The organism is Streptomyces sp. NPDC048361 (assembly GCF_040651795.1).
Taxonomy (GTDB): domain Bacteria; phylum Actinomycetota; class Actinomycetes; order Streptomycetales; family Streptomycetaceae; genus Streptomyces.
The window spans coordinates 1-15945 of sequence record NZ_JBEZKW010000063.1 but is presented as its reverse complement, the minus strand read 5'-3'; the positions used below and the strand labels follow the sequence as shown (position 1 = coordinate 15945).

General features: G+C 71.5%; 11 protein-coding genes and 1 pseudogene. 5 read left to right on the top strand and 7 right to left on the bottom strand.

Annotation, left to right across the window (positions count from 1 at the left end):
• Positions 1 to 308: 308 nt before the first annotated feature.
• A pseudogene (locus AB0D31_RS28485) lies at positions 309 to 1121 on the bottom strand (helix-turn-helix transcriptional regulator); the annotation flags it as partial.
• Positions 1122 to 1311: 190 nt separating this feature from the next.
• Between AB0D31_RS28485 and AB0D31_RS28480 the strand changes: the two are divergent.
• Positions 1312 to 2079 (top strand): SDR family oxidoreductase, encoded by a 768-nt coding sequence (locus tag AB0D31_RS28480; RefSeq protein ID WP_362728401.1) that lies wholly within the window; start codon positions 1312 to 1314, stop codon positions 2077 to 2079.
• A 17-nt stretch (positions 2080 to 2096) separates the two neighbouring features.
• Positions 2097 to 2264, top strand: coding sequence for a hypothetical protein (locus AB0D31_RS28475; protein WP_362728366.1), 168 nt, complete (start codon positions 2097 to 2099; stop codon positions 2262 to 2264).
• Positions 2265 to 2367: 103 nt separating this feature from the next.
• Here AB0D31_RS28475 and AB0D31_RS28470 read toward each other — a convergent pair whose 3' ends face one another.
• The 5 genes from AB0D31_RS28470 to AB0D31_RS28450 form a co-directional block, all read right to left on the bottom strand.
• Complete coding sequence (locus AB0D31_RS28470; RefSeq protein WP_362728364.1) at positions 2368 to 3420, bottom strand: LacI family DNA-binding transcriptional regulator; 1053 nt, start codon at positions 3418 to 3420, stop codon at positions 2368 to 2370.
• Positions 3408 to 5090 (bottom strand): glycoside hydrolase family 13 protein, encoded by a 1683-nt coding sequence (locus tag AB0D31_RS28465; RefSeq protein WP_362728362.1) that lies wholly within the window; start codon positions 5088 to 5090, stop codon positions 3408 to 3410. The genes AB0D31_RS28470 and AB0D31_RS28465 overlap by 13 nt, the downstream gene beginning before the upstream one ends.
• 75 nt (positions 5091 to 5165) lie before the next feature.
• Positions 5166 to 6017 (bottom strand): carbohydrate ABC transporter permease, encoded by an 852-nt coding sequence (locus tag AB0D31_RS28460; protein ID WP_362728360.1) that lies wholly within the window; start codon positions 6015 to 6017, stop codon positions 5166 to 5168.
• A gap of 7 nt (positions 6018 to 6024) precedes the next feature.
• Positions 6025 to 7017: a sugar ABC transporter permease gene (locus tag AB0D31_RS28455; protein ID WP_362728358.1), complete on the bottom strand. Its 993-nt coding sequence runs from the start codon at positions 7015 to 7017 to the stop codon at positions 6025 to 6027.
• Positions 7018 to 7097: 80 nt separating this feature from the next.
• Entirely contained in the window at positions 7098 to 8372 is a 1275-nt protein-coding gene (locus AB0D31_RS28450) for an extracellular solute-binding protein (protein WP_362728356.1), read from the bottom strand.
• 298 nt (positions 8373 to 8670) lie between these two features.
• Here AB0D31_RS28450 and AB0D31_RS28445 point away from each other — a divergent pair, with 298 nt between their 5' ends.
• The 3 genes from AB0D31_RS28445 (at position 8671) to AB0D31_RS28435 (ending at position 12329) form a co-directional block, all read left to right on the top strand.
• Positions 8671 to 10275, top strand: coding sequence for a glycoside hydrolase family 13 protein (locus AB0D31_RS28445; protein ID WP_362728354.1), 1605 nt, complete (start codon positions 8671 to 8673; stop codon positions 10273 to 10275).
• Between the two features lie 25 nt (positions 10276 to 10300).
• Entirely contained in the window at positions 10301 to 11329 is a 1029-nt protein-coding gene (locus AB0D31_RS28440; RefSeq protein ID WP_362728352.1) for a LacI family DNA-binding transcriptional regulator, read from the top strand.
• Between the two features lie 109 nt (positions 11330 to 11438).
• Positions 11439 to 12329 carry a phosphatase PAP2 family protein gene (locus tag AB0D31_RS28435; RefSeq protein ID WP_362728350.1) on the top strand — a complete coding sequence of 297 codons (891 nt, stop codon included), beginning with the start codon at positions 11439 to 11441 and terminating at the stop codon, positions 12327 to 12329.
• A 388-nt stretch (positions 12330 to 12717) separates the two neighbouring features.
• Here the strand turns inward: AB0D31_RS28435 and AB0D31_RS28430 are convergent, their stop codons facing one another.
• A complete protein-coding gene (locus AB0D31_RS28430; protein ID WP_362728348.1) occupies positions 12718 to 15717 on the bottom strand; it encodes a bifunctional [glutamine synthetase] adenylyltransferase/[glutamine synthetase]-adenylyl-L-tyrosine phosphorylase in 3000 nt (999 codons plus the stop codon).
• Between the last annotated feature and the right edge of the window lie 228 nt (positions 15718 to 15945).

The window sequence follows — 15945 nt, the reverse complement described above, 5'->3', positions numbered from 1 at the left end:
GGAGGTCTCTCAGTGGGGATTGCATGTTCTTGCTGCAAGACTGAAAGCGCTTCTGAGCAGGTGACCGTAGGAGGGAGGGAAGGGCCAGGTCAACGGTTTGGGCAGAATCCGGAAACGGGAGGTTGCCGTTCTGTAAGAAGTTTCACGTACCTAGGGGCCCAGCAGGGACGGAATGCGGGGCTCCGCGGGGCCCGTTCAGGCGGGTCCCCGGCCTCGGACACGGACGACCTGTCGGGGGAAGCCGCACGGGTGCCGGCGGGGTGCGGCGCCTCACCGCCCGGTGGGCGGTCCACGGACGGGCGGGCCGGGGACGCGTGCAGCGAGCCGAGCAGGCCGAGCGCCTGGGCGCTGGGGCTGCCGGGTTCGGCCTGGTAGACGACGAGTTGCTGGCCCGGAGCGTCCCGTACGTCGAACGCCTGGTAGGTGAGGGTGAGCGGTCCGACGTCCGGGTGGAGCAACTGCTTGGCGTCCTGGGTCTTGCCCTGCACCTCGTGGGCGTTCCACAGGCGGGTGAACTCCGCGCTGTGTTCGGTCAGGACACCGACGACCTCCCGCAGGCGCGGCTGGTCCGGGTCGAGGCCCGCCGTCAGCCGCAGATGGCCCACGACCGCCCGCGCCGTGCGGTCCCATGCGGCGTAGAACGGCCGGCCCGCCGGGTCGAGGAAGGCCATCCGGGCCAGGTTGTCGGCGCGGGCGAAGGGGGCGTGCAGCGCCTCGGCCAGGGCGTTGCACCCCAGGATGTCCAGGGCGCCGTTGACGACGAACGCCGGGGCGCCCGGATACGCGTCCATCAGCCGGCTCAGCGCCGGGCCGACGCGGTCCGTGGTGGGGGTGATCCGACGGCCCGGGGTGGTCCCGGCCAGCCGGTGCAGATGCGTACGGGCGTCGGGGCCGAGACGGAAGGCGTCGGCGAGCGCGTCGAGTACGGGCGCCGAGGGGTGCCGCTCGCGGCCCTGTTCCAGGCGGGTGTAGTAATCCACGTTCACCCCGGCGAGCACGGCGACCTCTTCGCGGCGCAGCCCGGCGACCCTGCGCACGCCGTGGCTCACCATGCCGACGTCCTGCGGCCGTACACGGGCCCTGCGGGCGCGCAGGAACTCTCCCAAGCGGTTGTCGATCATGCCGCTCAGGCTAGGCGCGGACGCGGCCCGCCGCCTGGGTGTGGTGCACCCGGGCAGCGTTCGCCCTGGTCGGCGGTGTGCGGGCCGCCCAGACTCGGTGGGGCAGAGGGACGGGCCGGCACGCCCGTCAACGGCCTCACAAGCAAGGGGAATTGGCGTGACAGGGACGACAGCAGGGCTGGCGGCAGGGATCGGCACAGGGGCCGGGAGCGGGCCCGGGAACACGGCCGGGGCGGCCAAGGTCGTCGCCATCACCGGGGCGAGCAGCGGGATCGGGGAGGCGACCGCGCGACGGCTCGCCGCCGACGGCCACCGGCTGGTCCTCGGGGCGCGGCGCACCGGCCGGCTCGACGCGCTGGCCCAGGAGATCACCGCCGCGGGCGGTACCGCGGTCCACCGGGGGCTCGACGTCACGGACGCCGACGACGTCCGTGCGTTCATCGCCTTCGCCCGCGAGCGCTACGGCCGGCTCGACGTGCTCGTCAACAACGCCGGCGTGATGCCGCTGGCACCGCTGGAGGCGCTCAGGACCGATGAGTGGGACCGGATGATCGACGTCAACGTGCGCGGGGTGCTGCACGGCATCGCGGCCGCGCTGCCCATGATGCGCGCCCGGGGCGGCGGGCACATCGTTAACATCGCGTCCGTCGGCGCGTACGAGGTCTCGCCCACCGCAGCCGTGTACTGCGCCACCAAGTTCGCGGTGCGGGCGATCTCCGAGGGGCTGCGCCAGGAGTCCGCGGGCGACATTCGCGTCACCCTCGTCTCCCCCGGCGTGACCGAGTCCGAACTCGCCGACGGGATGGGCGATCCCGCGGCCCGGGAGGCGATGAAGGCCTACCGCGCCGTGGCGCTCCCCGCGTCCGCCATCGCCGGCGCGATCGCCTACGCCGTGGCGCAGCCGGCCGAGGTCGATGTCAACGAGATCGTCGTCCGTCCCGCCGCGAGCGCCCAGTGACCATCGAAGGAAGCGCCATGCCCGACCCCCGTGCCGCCTGCCCCGAAGGCACCGCGACTCCCTACTCCATGGGCGGGCCCTACGACTGGGAGTTCCGCCGGGGTCCGGACGGCTGGCTCCTGACCCGCCAGCGGCTCGCCGTGTGGTGGAGCGACGGCGCGGACACGCAGCGGGCCTTCGCCTGAGGCCGTGGCCTGGCCCGGCTCGGCCTGGCCCGGCTCGGCCTGGCCGCAGGGCCTGGCCCGGCTCGGCCTGGCCGCAGACGGTCGTCCAGCCACCAACCGCCGCCTACCCGCGTCCCCGTACGGCCGCCGTCGACGCCCGTACCACCAGCTCCGGCTGGAAGACGAACTCCGTGCGCTGGACGGGCGTTCCGGCGATCTCCTCCAGGAGGGCGGAGACCGCGGCGGTCGCCATCGCCTGCACCGGCTGGCGCACCGTGGTCAGGGGCGGGTCGGTGAAGGCGATGAGCTGCGAGTCGTCGAAGCCCACCACCGAGACGTCGCACGGCACGTGCAGTCCGCGTTCCCGCGCGGCACGCACCACCCCGAGCGCCATCATGTCGCTGCCGCAGACGATGCCCGTGCAGCCCTGGTCGAGCAGCGCGCCCGCGGCGACCTGGCCGCCCTCCACGCTGTACAGCGTGGGCCGTACGTACGCGGCGGCCTCCTCGGCGCGCAGGCCGAGCCGCTCGCCCAGCGCAGCCGTGAACCCCTCGGTCTTGCGGCGCGACGGCACATACCGCGACGGGCCGATCGCGAGCCCGACGCGGGTGTGTCCGAGGTCGGCGAGGTGACCCACCGCCATGCGCATCGCCGCATGGTCGTCGGGTGAGACGAACGGGCCGCGCAGCGCGTCGTTGTAGCCATTCACCAGGACGTACGGGACCCCCCGCTCGGCCAGCGCAAGATAGCGGGCCGGGTCGGTGGAGGTGTCGGCATGCAGCCCCGAAAGGAACACGATGCCGTTGACGCCGCGCTCCTCCAACTGCTCGACCAGCTCGTCCTCCGTTGCCCCGCCCGGGAGTTGGGTGCACAGGACCGGGGTGTAGCCGTGCCCGGCCAGGACCTGCTCCACCGCCTGGGCGAAGGCGGGGAAGATGGGGTTGGTCAGCTCGGGGGTGACCAGGCCGATCAGTCCGGCGCTGCGGCGGCGCAGCCGGGCGGGGCGCTCGCGGCCCAGGACGTCGAGGGCGGCGAGCACCCGCTGCCGGGTCGGGTCGGCGACTCCGGGCTTCCCGTTGAGCACGCGGCTGACGGTGGCCTCGCTGACGGCGGCCTGGGCCGCGATGTCGGCGAGGCGCGGCCCGCCCGGCTGCGCGGCTTGGCTCACACCGTCCACCACACCGTCGTGTCACCGGGCAGTTCGAACCGGTCGCCGTCGACGGCGAAGGGGCCGCTGGCCAGGACGGCGCGGCCGGGCACCGGCAGCGAGACCAGCCGTCCCGTCAGGTTGACCGTGCACACGAAACCGTCACGGGCGAAGGCGAGCACGCCTTCCGGCGCATCCAGCCACCGCAGGTCGTCGCCGGCGCCGAGGCCCGGGTGGGCGCGGCGGGCGGCGATGGCACGGCGGTACAGCTCAAGGGTGGAGTCGGCGTCACCGGTCTGCGCCTCGACGCTGAGCCCGGCCCAGGAGTCGGGCTGCGGAAGCCAACTGCCGCCGCTGCCGAACCCGTACGAGCTGCCCTCGACGGTCCACGGGATCGGCACGCGGCAGCCGTCGCGGAAGCCGTCCTGTCCCGCGGCGCGCAGGAACGACGGGTCCTGGCGGACCTCGTCGGGCAGGTCGGTGACGTCGGGAAGGCCGAGCTCCTCACCCTGGTAGACGTAGGCGGAGCCGGGCAGCGCCAGCATCAGCAGGGTGGCCGCGCGCGCCCGGCGCAGTCCGAGTTCGCGGTCGCCCGGGGTGCGCAGCTGGGTGCCGAGGCCGGGCGGGTTGGCGAAGCGGGTGGTGTGCCGGGTGACATCGTGGTTGGACAGGACCCAGGTGGCGGGGGCACCGACCGGGCGCATCGCGGCGAGCGAGACGTCGATGACCTCACGCAGCGCCGCCGCGTCCCAAGGGGAGCCCAGATACTGGAAGTTGAAGGCCTGGTGGAGTTCGTCGGGGCGTACGTAGTTGGCGGTGCGCTCGACCGTGGGGGTCCATGCCTCGGCGACGGCTATGCGCTCGCCGTCGTACTCGTCGAGGATGGTCCGCCAGGAGCGGTAGATCTCGTGCACGCCGTCCTGGTCGAAGAACGGCATCACGTCGTGGCCGAGCAGCTTGAGCTGGTCGCCGCCGCCGATGTCGGGCAGCCCCGGCGCCTTGACCAGGCCGTGGGCGACGTCGACGCGGAACCCGTCGACGCCCATGTCGAGCCAGAACCGCAGAATGGAACGGAACTCGTCGGCGACGGCCGGGTGGTCCCAGTTGAGGTCGGGCTGCTCGGGGGCGAACAGATGGAGGTACCACTCTCCCCCAGCCTCCGGCCGGGAGGTGCCCCCATCGCCTGACGGCGCCTCGGTACGGGTCCAGGCGGGTCCGCCGAAGATGGACTCCCAGTCGTTGGGCGGGAGTTGACCACTCTCGCCCTTACCGGGGCGGAAGTGGTAGCGGGCGCGCAGGGGCGAGCCGGGGCCTTCCTCCAGGGCACGCTTGAACCACTCGTGCTGGTCGGAGGAGTGGTTGGGCACGAGGTCCACGATGATGCGCAGGCCCAGCTCATGGGCGTCGCGGATCAGCGCGTCGGCGTCGAGCAGGGTGCCGAACATCGGGTCGATGGCCCGGTAGTCGGCGACGTCGTAGCCGGCGTCGGCCTGCGGCGAGGCGTAGAACGGCGAGAGCCAGACGGCGTCGACGCCGAGATCGCGCAGGTACGGCAGGCGGCTGCGCACGCCTTCGAGGTCGCCCATGCCGTCGCCGTTGGCGTCGGCGAAGCTGCGCGGATAGACCTGGTAGATCACGGCGTCCCGCCACCACTGGGTGCTGGTGGTCTGGGGGCGGGGGGCAGCGATGTGCTGGGTCATGTCGTCCTAACGGGGTCTGGGGGTAAGGAAGCCCCCTAGATACCTGGTGCTTGCTGAGCCGGAGCGGAGTCCGGCTCAGCCCTTGGTGGCGCCTGCGGTCATGCCGGTGACGAGGTGCTTCTGCACCAGGTAGAAGATGACGGAGACCGGGATCGCGATGAGTACGGCGGTCGCGGCCATGTAGTTCCACTGGGCGTCGTGCTGGCTGACGAAGCTGGAAAGGCCCACGGCGAGCGTGTACTTGCTGTCGTCGAGCATGAAGGTGGACGCGAACGCCACCTCGCCCCACGCGGTGAGGCAGGTGTAGAACGCGGCGACCGCCAGGCCCGGCCGGGCGAGCGGCAGGATCAGCCGGAAGAAGGTACCGAACGGGGAGAGGCCGTCGACCCGGCCCGCCTCGTCGATCTCGAACGGGATGGTGTCGAAGTACCCCTTGAGCATCCACGCGCAGTACGGCACCGCGGTGGAGCAGTACACGAGGATCAGCCCGCCGTAGGTGTCGATGAGACCCATGTCGCCGAGGATCTGGTACATCGGCACGATCAGCACGGCGATCGGGAACATCTGGGTGACGAGCAGCACCCACATCAGCTTCTTGTAGCCGGGAAAGCGCATCCGGGAGACGGCGTAGCCGGTGGTGGCCGCGAACATCACGCCGATGACGCAGGTCAGGACGGCGATCAGGGCGGTGTTGCCGAGCCAGGTGAAGAACTTGGTGTGCTCGGTGACGAACGCGTAGTTGGAGAAGGACAGCTTGGACCAGATGCGGCCCGGGTGCAGATAGTCGTCCTTGTCGGGGCCGAGCGAGACGAAGACGAGCCAGGCGATCGGGAAGAGCGCGACGAGGCTGGCGAGGCACAGCGCGAGGTGCGACAGGACGGCGGTGCGGCGCCGGCCGTGGTCCCGGGAGACGACCTTGGTAGCCATGGGGGCATCAGACCTGTTCATTGCGGGCCAGCCAGCGACGGTAGAAGGAGGAGAAGACGATGAGGATGGAGAGCAGCAGCACGCCGTAGGTGGCGGACTGCGCGAAGTCGCGGGGCTGCTGCCCGAAGCCGAGCCGGTAGGCCCAGGTGACGAGGATCTGGGCGTCGGGGGCGCCGCCGTTGCCGAACAGCAGGTAGATGATCACGAACTGGTTGAAGGTCCAGATGATGCCGAGCAGCACCACCGTGGCGCTGACGGGGCGCAGGCCCGGCAGGGTGACGTGGCGGAAGCGCTGCCAGGCGCTCGCGCCGTCCATCTCGGCGGCCTCGTACAGCTCGGCGGGGATCGTCTGGAGGCCGCCGAGCAGCGACACCATCATGAAGGGCACGCCGACCCAGGTGTTGACGAGGATCGCGGCGAGCTGCTGGAAGTGCGGCTGCTCAAGCCACTGGGGCTGCGGCAGGTGGAACGTGCCGAGCAGGCTGTTGACGACTCCGGAGTCGCTGAGCATCAGGCGCCAGGAGAAGACGGTGACGAAGGTGGGCACCGCCCACGGCAGGATCAGCATCATCCGGTAGAAGGTGCGGCCGCGCAGCTTCTGGTTGAGCAGCAGGGCGAGCACCAGGCCGATGGTGTAGTGCAGCGTCACACAGGCGATGGTCCACACCACCGTCCAGATGAAGTGCGACCAGAACCGGTCCCAGGCGGTGGGGCCCCACAGGATGTCCGCGTAGTTGTGCAGCCCGACGAACTCGTAGGTGCCCGCGATGTGGTTGGCGCCGATGGTGCGCGCCGAGTTGAGGCTGTTGGCGTCGGTGAGCGTGTAGTAGATGCCCTGGACCAGCGGATAGAGCACCAGGACGCCGAGCACGACGACGATTGGCGCGACCATCGCGTACGCGTACCAGTGCTTCTGCCAGGACCGCCTGAGGCGCTCCCGCGGCCCCGGGCGCACCGTGGTCGCGCTCGTGGGGGCCGCGCCATCGACGGCAACGGTCATCTCGACACCTTTTCCGGGAAGTTCGGCGGACGTGCGTACCGCCGGGCCGTCCCCCGGGGGGAACGGCCCGGCGGCGGGGCTCACTTGGTGAAGTCGGGAACCAGCTTGGCCATGTCCTGCTGAAGGCTCTTGGTGGCGTCGGCGACCGACTCCTTGCCGTCCGCGACCTTCGGCAGGGTGGTGTCCATCGGCGTCCACAGCGAGCTGTACTCGGGCAGCTCGGGCCGCGGCTGGGCGGCGCCGAGGACGCTCTGGAAGCCGGCGATGCCCGGGTCGGCCTTGACCTGCGCGGTGTAGGCGTCCTCGCGGGTGGGGAGCGTGGAGTTCTTCAGTGCGATGGTCTCCTGGCTCTTGGCCGAGGTCATGTAGTTGACGAACGTCATCGCGGCGGCCGTGTGCGCCTTGTCGGAGCCCGCGTACACGGACAGGTTGTGGCCGCCGGTCGGGGCGCCCGCCTTGCCCGCGGAGCCCGCCGGGACGGTGGCGATGCCGAGGTTGGCCTTGTCCTTGAACGCGGAGCCCTTGTAGAAGTTGGTGATCTCCCACGGGCCCTGGACGATCGCGGCGACCTTGCCGTTCACGAAGGCGTCCTGGATGTGGGCGTACGCGTCGGCGGTGACATCCGCCTTGTGCAGGCCGGGGCCGTCGAACAGGCCCTTCCAGGCCTCAAGGCCCTTGACCGCGGGGGCACTTGCGATGGTGACCTTCTTGGCCGCGGTGTCCACGGTGTCGGTGCCCTCGCCGTACAGGAACGGCTGGGCGTAGTACCCGGCGGTGGAGCCCCAGTAGCCGTCGACGCCGGCCTTCTCCTTGACGAGCGCGGCGTCCGCCTTCAGCTCGCCCCAGGTGGCGGGTGCCTTGGTGATGCCGGCCTTGGCGAAGAGGGCCTTGTTGTAGACGAGGGCCAGGGTGTCGGTGACCAGCGGAACGCCGTACGTCTTGCCCTGGAACTGGGCCTGCTTGATCAGGTTGGGCCGGAACTTGGCCTGGTCGGCGAGGGCCTCGGTGCCGTCGAGCGGCACGAAGTAGCCCTTCTTCGCGAAGGCGGGCGTCCAGCCGACCTCGGCGCGCAGCACGTCCGGGGCGCCCTTGGCGCCGGCGGCGGTGTCGAACTTGTTCTGCGCCTGGTCGAACGGCACGTTGACGTACTTGACCTTGATCTTGGGGTTCGCCTTCTCGAACTCCGTGACCAGCGCCTGGTACGTGGGGGCCTCGTTCGTGGCGTTCGAGGTGTCCCACCAGGTGATGGTGACGGGGCCGTCCGCCGTGCCGCCGTCACTGTCGCTGCCACCGCAGGCCGTCGCCGCGAGAGCGAGGGCCGCCGCGATCGCGGTGGCCGCTATGCCACGTCGCATGAGAACTCCTTCACTGGGTGCCGTTCCAATCACGGCGCCGGATCGCCAGGAACGTAACAAGGATGAAAGGAGACCGAAAGACCTTGCGAAGAATTTCTGCAAGGGCGGTCGATCGTTACGCCGGCGTGTCCGCACGGTTGCCGTTGTGCGCCTTGTCAAAGGGGGTGCGGCAGGTCCATGCGCCCCCATCGGGCGCCTGCAAAGCTTCCGCAAGGCCTTGCAAGGCTGTTACTTTCGAGAGGCCATCGGCGTTGATCCCGCCGGCCCGTAGGCCCAGGATTTTCGAAGGGGACCCCCCATGACGCAGGAGCTGACGACACCCGCCGTCGCCCAGGACCAGACCGGCCGGGCCGGCGGCTGGTGGCGCGACGCGGTGATCTACCAGGTGTACGTGCGTTCCTTTGCCGACGGGGACGGCGACGGGGTGGGGGACCTGCCCGGCATCACGCGCCGGCTGCCGTATGTGAAGGAGCTGGGCGCGGACGCGGTCTGGCTCACCCCCTTCTACGCCTCCCCGCAGGCCGACGGCGGCTACGACGTGGCCGACTACCGCAGCGTCGATCCCCTCTTCGGCTCGCTGTCCGACGCGGACGACCTGGTGCGTGAGGCCCACCGCCTCGGCTTGCGGATCATCGTCGACGTCGTGCCCAACCACACCAGCGACCAGCACACCTGGTTCCGCGACGCGCTGGCCGGCGGCCCCGCCCGCGAGCGCTACCACTTCCGCCCCGGCAGGGGCGCCGACGGTCAACTCCCGCCCAACGACTGGGAGTCGGTCTTCGGCGGCCCCGCCTGGACGCGGGTCACCGACGGCGACTGGTACCTCCACCTCTTCGCGCCCGAACAGCCCGACCTGAACTGGGACCACCCCGAGGTGCGCGCCGAGTTCGACTCGGTGCTCCGCTTCTGGCTCGACCTCGGCGTCGACGGCTTCCGCATCGACGTCGCCCACGGCATGGTCAAGGCGGCAGGCCTGCCCGACATCGGCGCGAGCGAGCAGGCCAAGCTCATCGGCAGCCAGGTGCTCCCCTTCTTCGACCAGGACGGCGTCCACGAGATCCACCGCGGCTGGCGCGAACTGCTCGACAGCTATGACGGTGAGCGCATCGCCGTCGCCGAGGCCTGGGCCCCCTCACCCGAGCGGCTCGCCCTGTACGTACGCCCCGACGAGCTGCACCAGGCCTTCAACTTCCAGTTCCTGACCTGCCCTTGGGACGGCGAGCGGATGCGCGCCACGGTCGACGCCTCGCTCGCCGCCACCGCCGCGGTCGGCGCCCCCACCACCTGGGTGCTCTCCAACCACGACGTCGTACGCCATGTCACCCGCTACGGCGACGGCGAACAGGGCCTGCGCCGGGCCCGCGCGGCCACCCTGTTCACCCTGGCCCTGCCCGGCTCCGCCTACCTCTACCAGGGCGAGGAGCTCGGCCTGCCCGAGGTCACCGACCTGCCCGACGAGGTGCGCCAGGACCCCGCCTTCCACCGCGCGTCCGGCCAGGACGGCTTCCGTGACGGCTGCCGCGTACCGCTGCCATGGACGGCGGAGGGCCCGTCGTACGGATTCGGCGGCGCCGCGCCCTGGCTGCCGCAGCCGGCGTCCTGGCGCGGCCTGAGCGTCGCCTCCCAGTCCGGCGACCCGCACTCCACCCTGGAGCTCTACCGCGCGGCGCTCGCCCTGCGCCGCGAACTGCCGGGCCTCGGCGACGGCACGATGAGCTGGCTCCCCGCGCCCGCCGGTGTCCTCGCCTTCACCCGCCCGGGCTTCGTCTGCACCCTGAACACGCTGCCCGACGAGGTCCAACTGCCCCTGCCCGGAAGGCCGTTGCTCACCAGTGCCGCCGTCGAGTTCGACGACGAGAGGGCCGTGCTGCCGGGCGAATCCGCCGTCTGGTGGGCAATCTGACGTGCGACCGGTACAGTCCAATCCCGTGACCGCACGGCTCGCCGACATCGCAGCCCAGGCGGGGGTCAGCGAAGCCACAGTCAGCCGCGTGCTCAACGGCAAGCCCGGTGTGGCCGCGGGCACCCGCGAATCCGTTCTCGCCGCACTCGACGTGCTGGGCTATGAGCGGCCCGTACGTCTGCGCCGGCGCAGCGCGGGGCTCGTCGGCCTGATAACGCCGGAGCTGGAGAACCCGATCTTCCCCGCGCTCGCCCAGGTCATCGGCCAGTCGCTGACGCGGCAGGGCTACACCCCGGTGCTCGCGACGCAGACCCCGGGCGGCTCCACCGAGGACGAGCTGACCGAGATGCTGGTGGATCGGGGCGTCTCCGGGATCATCTTCGTCTCCGGGTTGCACGCCGACACCACCGCCGACATGGAGCGATACGAGCAGTTGCGCGCCCAGGGTGTCCCGTACGTCCTGGTGGACGGCTTCTCGCCGAAGGTGCAGGCGCCGTTCATCTCGCCCGACGACCGGGCCGCGATGCGGCTCGCGGTGACGCATCTCGCGGCGCTCGGTCACACCAGGATCGGCCTGGCCGTCGGCCCCAAGCGGTTCGTGCCGGTCCTGCGCAAGATCGAGGGGTTCACGGCCGGCATGCAGGACCGGCTCGGCCTGAGCCTCGCCGAGGCGGAGTCCCTGATCCAGCACTCGCTCTACACCCTGGAGGGCGGCCAGGCGGCCGCCTCCGCGCTGATCGCCCAGGGCTGCACCGCGGTCGTGTGCGCCAGCGACATGATGGCGCTCGGCGCGATCAGGGCCGCCCGCCAGGCCGGCCTCGACGTTCCGCGCGATGTCTCTGTGGTGGGGTTCGACGACTCTCCGTTGATAGCGTTCACCGACCCACCGCTCACCACGATCCGCAAGCCGGTGACGGCGATGGGCCAGGCCGCCGTCCGTGCCCTGCTCGAAGAGGTCGGCGGCACCCCCGCGCCGCACAGCGAATTCGTCTTCATGCCGGAGCTGGTCGTCCGCGGTTCAACCTCCGGCGTCCGTCCGCACGCCGCCTCGTGACCCCGAGCCCTGTCGGGGACGCATCGTCCTCTGGGAGTACCGGGTGCGAACCGAACCCGACCGGAGGATGATCGGCGGGGGGTATGTGCATCTGGCAGACTCTCTTCCCATGGGTGACATGACCGTGAAGACTCTGGAAGGCCGGACGGCCGCTCCAATCAAGGGACCGTCGGCCTCACCCACGACCAACGAACCCGGACGAAATGGATTTACCGCCCGGGTGCGCAGTCTGCGCCGTCCGCGCCGGCCACGCATCTGGTTCGAAATCCTTCTGATCGCGGTGAGTTACTGGGTGTACTCGCTGATCCGCAACGCCGTGCCCGAGCAGAAGGCGCAGGCGCTCAGGAACGCGGACTGGATCTGGAGCGTCGAGCACCATCTGGGCATCGCGGTGGAGCAGTCGGTCAACCATGCGGTGAACTCGGTGACATGGCTCATCGTCGGCATGAACTACTACTACGCGACACTGCACTTCATCATCACCATCGGTGTTCTGGTGTGGCTGTTCCGTAGTCACCCCGGCCGCTACGCGGCGTCCCGCCTGGTGCTCTTCGCGACGACGGGCGTGGCCCTGGTCGGCTACTTCTTCGCGCCGCTCGCGCCGCCCCGCCTGATGAACGGCGGCGGGTTCATCGACACCGTCCTGGTCCACCACACCTGGGGCTCGATGGCCTCGGGCGACCTGAAGAACATGTCGAACCAGTACGCGGCGATGCCGTCCATGCACATCGGGTGGTCGACCTGGTGCGGCCTGACGATCTTCGCGCTCGCGTCAGCGCCGTGGGCGAAGATCCTGGGTCTGCTCTACCCCATGGCCACGCTGGTGGTGATCGTCTCCACGGCGAACCACTTCTGGCTCGACGCGGTGGGGGGGCTGCTCTGCCTCACCTTCGGCCTCGTGGTCTCGCGCACGTGGTACGGGGCGCTGCCGCACCATCTCCCTCAGCGGGTCCGCGCCTCGGCCCCCCGCCGCCGCACCCACGAACCGGCCCGTCCGTAGCCCCGCGTCCCTGACTCCGCCTTCGGGCGCGGGCCCGGTGGGGGCTGGTCGCGCAGTTCCCCGCGGCCCTGGTGGGTCGCCCTTGGCAGGGTGCCCAGCAGAGTCATTCCCAGCCTGTCATGGGGCCCCCTGGCCCTTGAGGCCTTGGGGGAGATTGAGGACGAGCGCCCTCAAGGCGCGGCCGGGGTCTGGGGCGGAGCCCCAGCAACCCGCTTTCGTCCGCGGACCGTGCTCGCGTCTCGCGCAGTTCCCCGCGCCCCTTAACTACTCGGTGCGGGCCCGCATGGGCATACTCAGCCTGTCCGGCGTTTGAGGACGAGCGCCCTCAAGGCGCGAACCGGGGTCTGGGGCGGAGCCCCGGGGAGCTGGGTGCCAACCCCGCCGAACGTCAGACGTGGGCGCCGTAGAAGCGCTCCTCCACAACCCCCCGCGCCCTGCGCGTAAGGCGGCGGTAGTCCTCCAGCATGTCCCCGACATGCCCCGGCTCGTACCCAAGGTAACGGCCCACCGCCGCAAGCTCACGCCCGTCGGAGGGAAACGTGTCCCCGGCCCGCCCCCGCACCAGCATGACCCCGTTGCGCACCCGCGTCGCCAGCACCCACGCCTCGTCCAGTATCGACGCGGACTCGGTGTCGATGAGCCCCGCCGCGTGCGCCGCGGCCAGCGCCTCGCGGGTGCGGGTGGTGCGCAGGCCCGGCAGCTCCCAGCCGTGCCGCATCTGCAACAGCTGGACGGTCCACTCGACGTCGGAGAGACCACCGCGGCCGAGTTTCGCGTGCAGCGTGGGGTCGGCGCCGCGCGGCATCCGCTCGGACTCCATCCGGGCCTTGAGCCGGCGGATCTCGCGCACCGCGTCGTCGCTGAGCCCGTCAACCGGATACCGCAGCGGGTCGATCAGCTCGATGAAACGGGCCCCGAGCTCCGCGTCACCCGCCATCACCTCGGCACGCAACAGCGCCTGGCTCTCCCACACCAGCGACCAGCGACGGTAGTACGCCTCGTACGACTTCAGGGTGCGGACCATCGGCCCGGACTTGCCCTCCGGACGCAGATCGGCATCGATCATCAACGGCGGGTCGGCGGCGGGGAGTTGGAGGAGGCGGCGCATCTCGGAGACGATCCGGTTGGCGGCCCGCGCCGCGTCCTGCTCGTCGACGCCCTCGCGGGGCTCGTGCACGAACAGGACGTCCGCGTCGGAGCCGTAGCTCAGCTCGTGGCCGCCGAAGCGGCCCATGCCGATGACGGTGAAGCGGGTCGGCAGGGTGTCGCCCCACTCGGCGCGCACCGCGGCGCGCAGCGCGCCCGCGATGGTGGCCGCGTTGAGGTCGGTGACCGCGCCGCCGACCCGGTCGACGAGGGCGCCCGGGTCCTCCTCGGCGGGGCTGTCCTCGGTCCCGTACGAGCCGATGAGGTCGCCCGCGGTGGTGCGGAACAGCTCGCGCCTGCGGACCCCGCGGACCGAGGCGACCGCGCCCTCCGCGGTCTCGGCCCGGCCGACCGCGGCCATGATCTCCTGTTCGAGGTGGTCGCGGCCGCGCGGTGCGAGCCCGTCCGGGTCGCCCAGGATGGCCACCGCTTCGGGGGCGCGAAGGAGCAGATCCGGGGCGAGCCGGCCGGCCGACAGGACTCGGGCCAGGTTCTCCGCCGCCGCGCCCTCGTCCCGCAGCAGCCGCAGGTACCAGGGGGTCTTGCCGAGCGCGTCGGAGACCTTGCGGAAGCCGAGGAGTCCGGCGTCGGGGTCGGCGGAGTCCGCGAACCAGCCCAACAGGACGGGCAGCAGGGTGCGTTGGATGGCCGCCTTGCGGCTCACGCCCGAGCTGAGGGCCTCCAGGTGGCGCAGGGCGGCGGCCGGGTCGGCGTAGCCGAGCGCTTCGAGGCGGTGCGCGGCGGCGCGCGGACTGAGCCGGATCTCGCCGGGGGCGAGCTGGGCGACGGCGTCCAGGAGCGGACGGTAGAAGAGCTTCTCGTGCAGGCGGCGCACGACCGAGGCGTGCCGCTTCCACTCCTTGTGGAGGCTTGCGACGGGCTCGGTACGCAGGCCGAGCGAGCGGCCGAGCCGGCGCAGATCGGCTTCGTCCTCCGGCACGAGGTGGGTGCGGCGCAGCCGGTGGAGCTGGATGCGGTGCTCCATGGCACGCAGGAAGCGGTACGCCTCGTCGAGCTGGGCGGCGTCGGCGCGGCCCACGTAGCCGCCGGCGGCGAGCGCCGCGAGGGCGTCGAGAGTGGTGCCGCTGTGCAGGGTGGCGTCGCTGCGGCCGTGCACCAACTGCAGGAGCTGGACGGCGAATTCGACGTCGCGCAGACCGCCGGGGCCGAGCTTCAGCTCGCGCTCGACCTGGGCGGCGGGGATGTTGTCGACGACCCTGCGCCGCATCTTCTGCACGTCGGCGACGAAGTTGTCCCGCTCGGCGGCCTGCCACACCAGGGGGGCCACGGCCTCGACGTAGTCCTGGCCGAGTTCGACGTCGCCGGCGACCGGGCGGGCCTTGAGCAGGGCCTGGAACTCCCAGGTCTTGGCCCAGCGCTGGTAGTAGGCGAGGTGGCTGGAGAGCGTCCGTACGAGCGGGCCGTTGCGGCCCTCGGGGCGCAGGTTTGCATCGACGGGCCAGATCACGCCCTCGACGGTGGTCTCCGAGCAGATCCGCATGAGGTGCGCGGCGAGCCGGCCGGCGGCCTGCATGGCCTTGCCCTCGTCGAAGCCGTCGACGGCCTCGGCCACGAAGATGACGTCGACGTCGGAGACGTAGTTGAGCTCGTGTCCGCCGCACTTGCCCATCGCGATCACCGCGAGCCGGCACTGGTCGGCGTCGGCGGGGGCGGCGGTGCTCGCGATGGCGAGGGCGGCGCGCAGGGTGGCGGTGGCGAGGTCGGCGAGCTCGGCGGCGGCCTGGGCCACATCGGTGGTGCCGCACACGTCGCGGGCCGCTATGGCGAGCAGGCAGCGCCGGTAGGCGACGCGCAGGGCCACGGGGTCGGTGGCTTCGGCCAGGCCCCGCTCGAACTCGGCGACGCCGGGGTGCAGGTCCGCGGCCTCGTAGGTGACCAGGGCGTGCCAGTCGTGCGGGTGACGGGCGAGGTGGTCGCCGAGCGCCTCGGACGCGCCGAGCACCCCGAGGAGGCGGTCGCGCAGCGGCTTCGCGGTGACGAGGGTGTCGAGGAGGGCACGGCGCTCGTCGTCGTCCTGCGCCTCGACGATGCGGACCAGGCCGATGAGGGCCAGATCGGGGTCGGCGGTGGCGCCGAGGGCGTCCAGGAGTACGGAGTCGGAGCGGACGGGGGCGAGCTCGGGTGTCTCCAGGAGTCGCTCGGCCGCGGCGAGGTCGGTGAAACCATGTCGCAGCAGCCGTGTGAAGGTACTGCTCCTGCGCCCCGGTACCGGCACGGTCATCTGGCCGCCTCCCACGTCGTACGTATCCCGAGCCTAGCGGGACCCCACCACGCCGGCCCCGCCGAGCCCCCACCACCCCGCGCAGTTCCCTGCGCCCCGACCCCGCTTCCGCCCACGCACCACGCCTCCCCGCGTCTCGCGCCGTTCCCCGCGCCCCTTAGCTACTCGGTGCCGGCCCGCATGGGCATAGTCAGCCCGTCCGGCAATTGAGGACGAGCGCCCTTCAGG

Bases quoted from the DNA above. Each gene is read 5' to 3' on its own strand.
- AB0D31_RS28475 (WP_362728366.1), top strand. From the start codon at position 2,097: ATGCCCGACCCCCGTGCCGCCTGCCCCGAAGGCACCGCGACTCCCTAC.
- AB0D31_RS28465 (WP_362728362.1), bottom strand. From the start codon at position 5,090: ATGACCCAGCACATCGCTGCCCCCCGCCCCCAGACCACCAGCACCCAG.
- AB0D31_RS28460 (WP_362728360.1), bottom strand. From the start codon at position 6,017: ATGGCTACCAAGGTCGTCTCCCGGGACCACGGCCGGCGCCGCACCGCC.
- AB0D31_RS28455 (WP_362728358.1), bottom strand. From the start codon at position 7,017: ATGACCGTTGCCGTCGATGGCGCGGCCCCCACGAGCGCGACCACGGTG.
- AB0D31_RS28450 (WP_362728356.1), bottom strand. From the start codon at position 8,372: ATGCGACGTGGCATAGCGGCCACCGCGATCGCGGCGGCCCTCGCTCTC.
- AB0D31_RS28445 (WP_362728354.1), top strand. From the start codon at position 8,671: ATGACGCAGGAGCTGACGACACCCGCCGTCGCCCAGGACCAGACCGGC.
- AB0D31_RS28435 (WP_362728350.1), top strand. From the start codon at position 11,439: ATGGGTGACATGACCGTGAAGACTCTGGAAGGCCGGACGGCCGCTCCA.
- AB0D31_RS28430 (WP_362728348.1), bottom strand. From the start codon at position 15,717: ATGACCGTGCCGGTACCGGGGCGCAGGAGCAGTACCTTCACACGGCTG.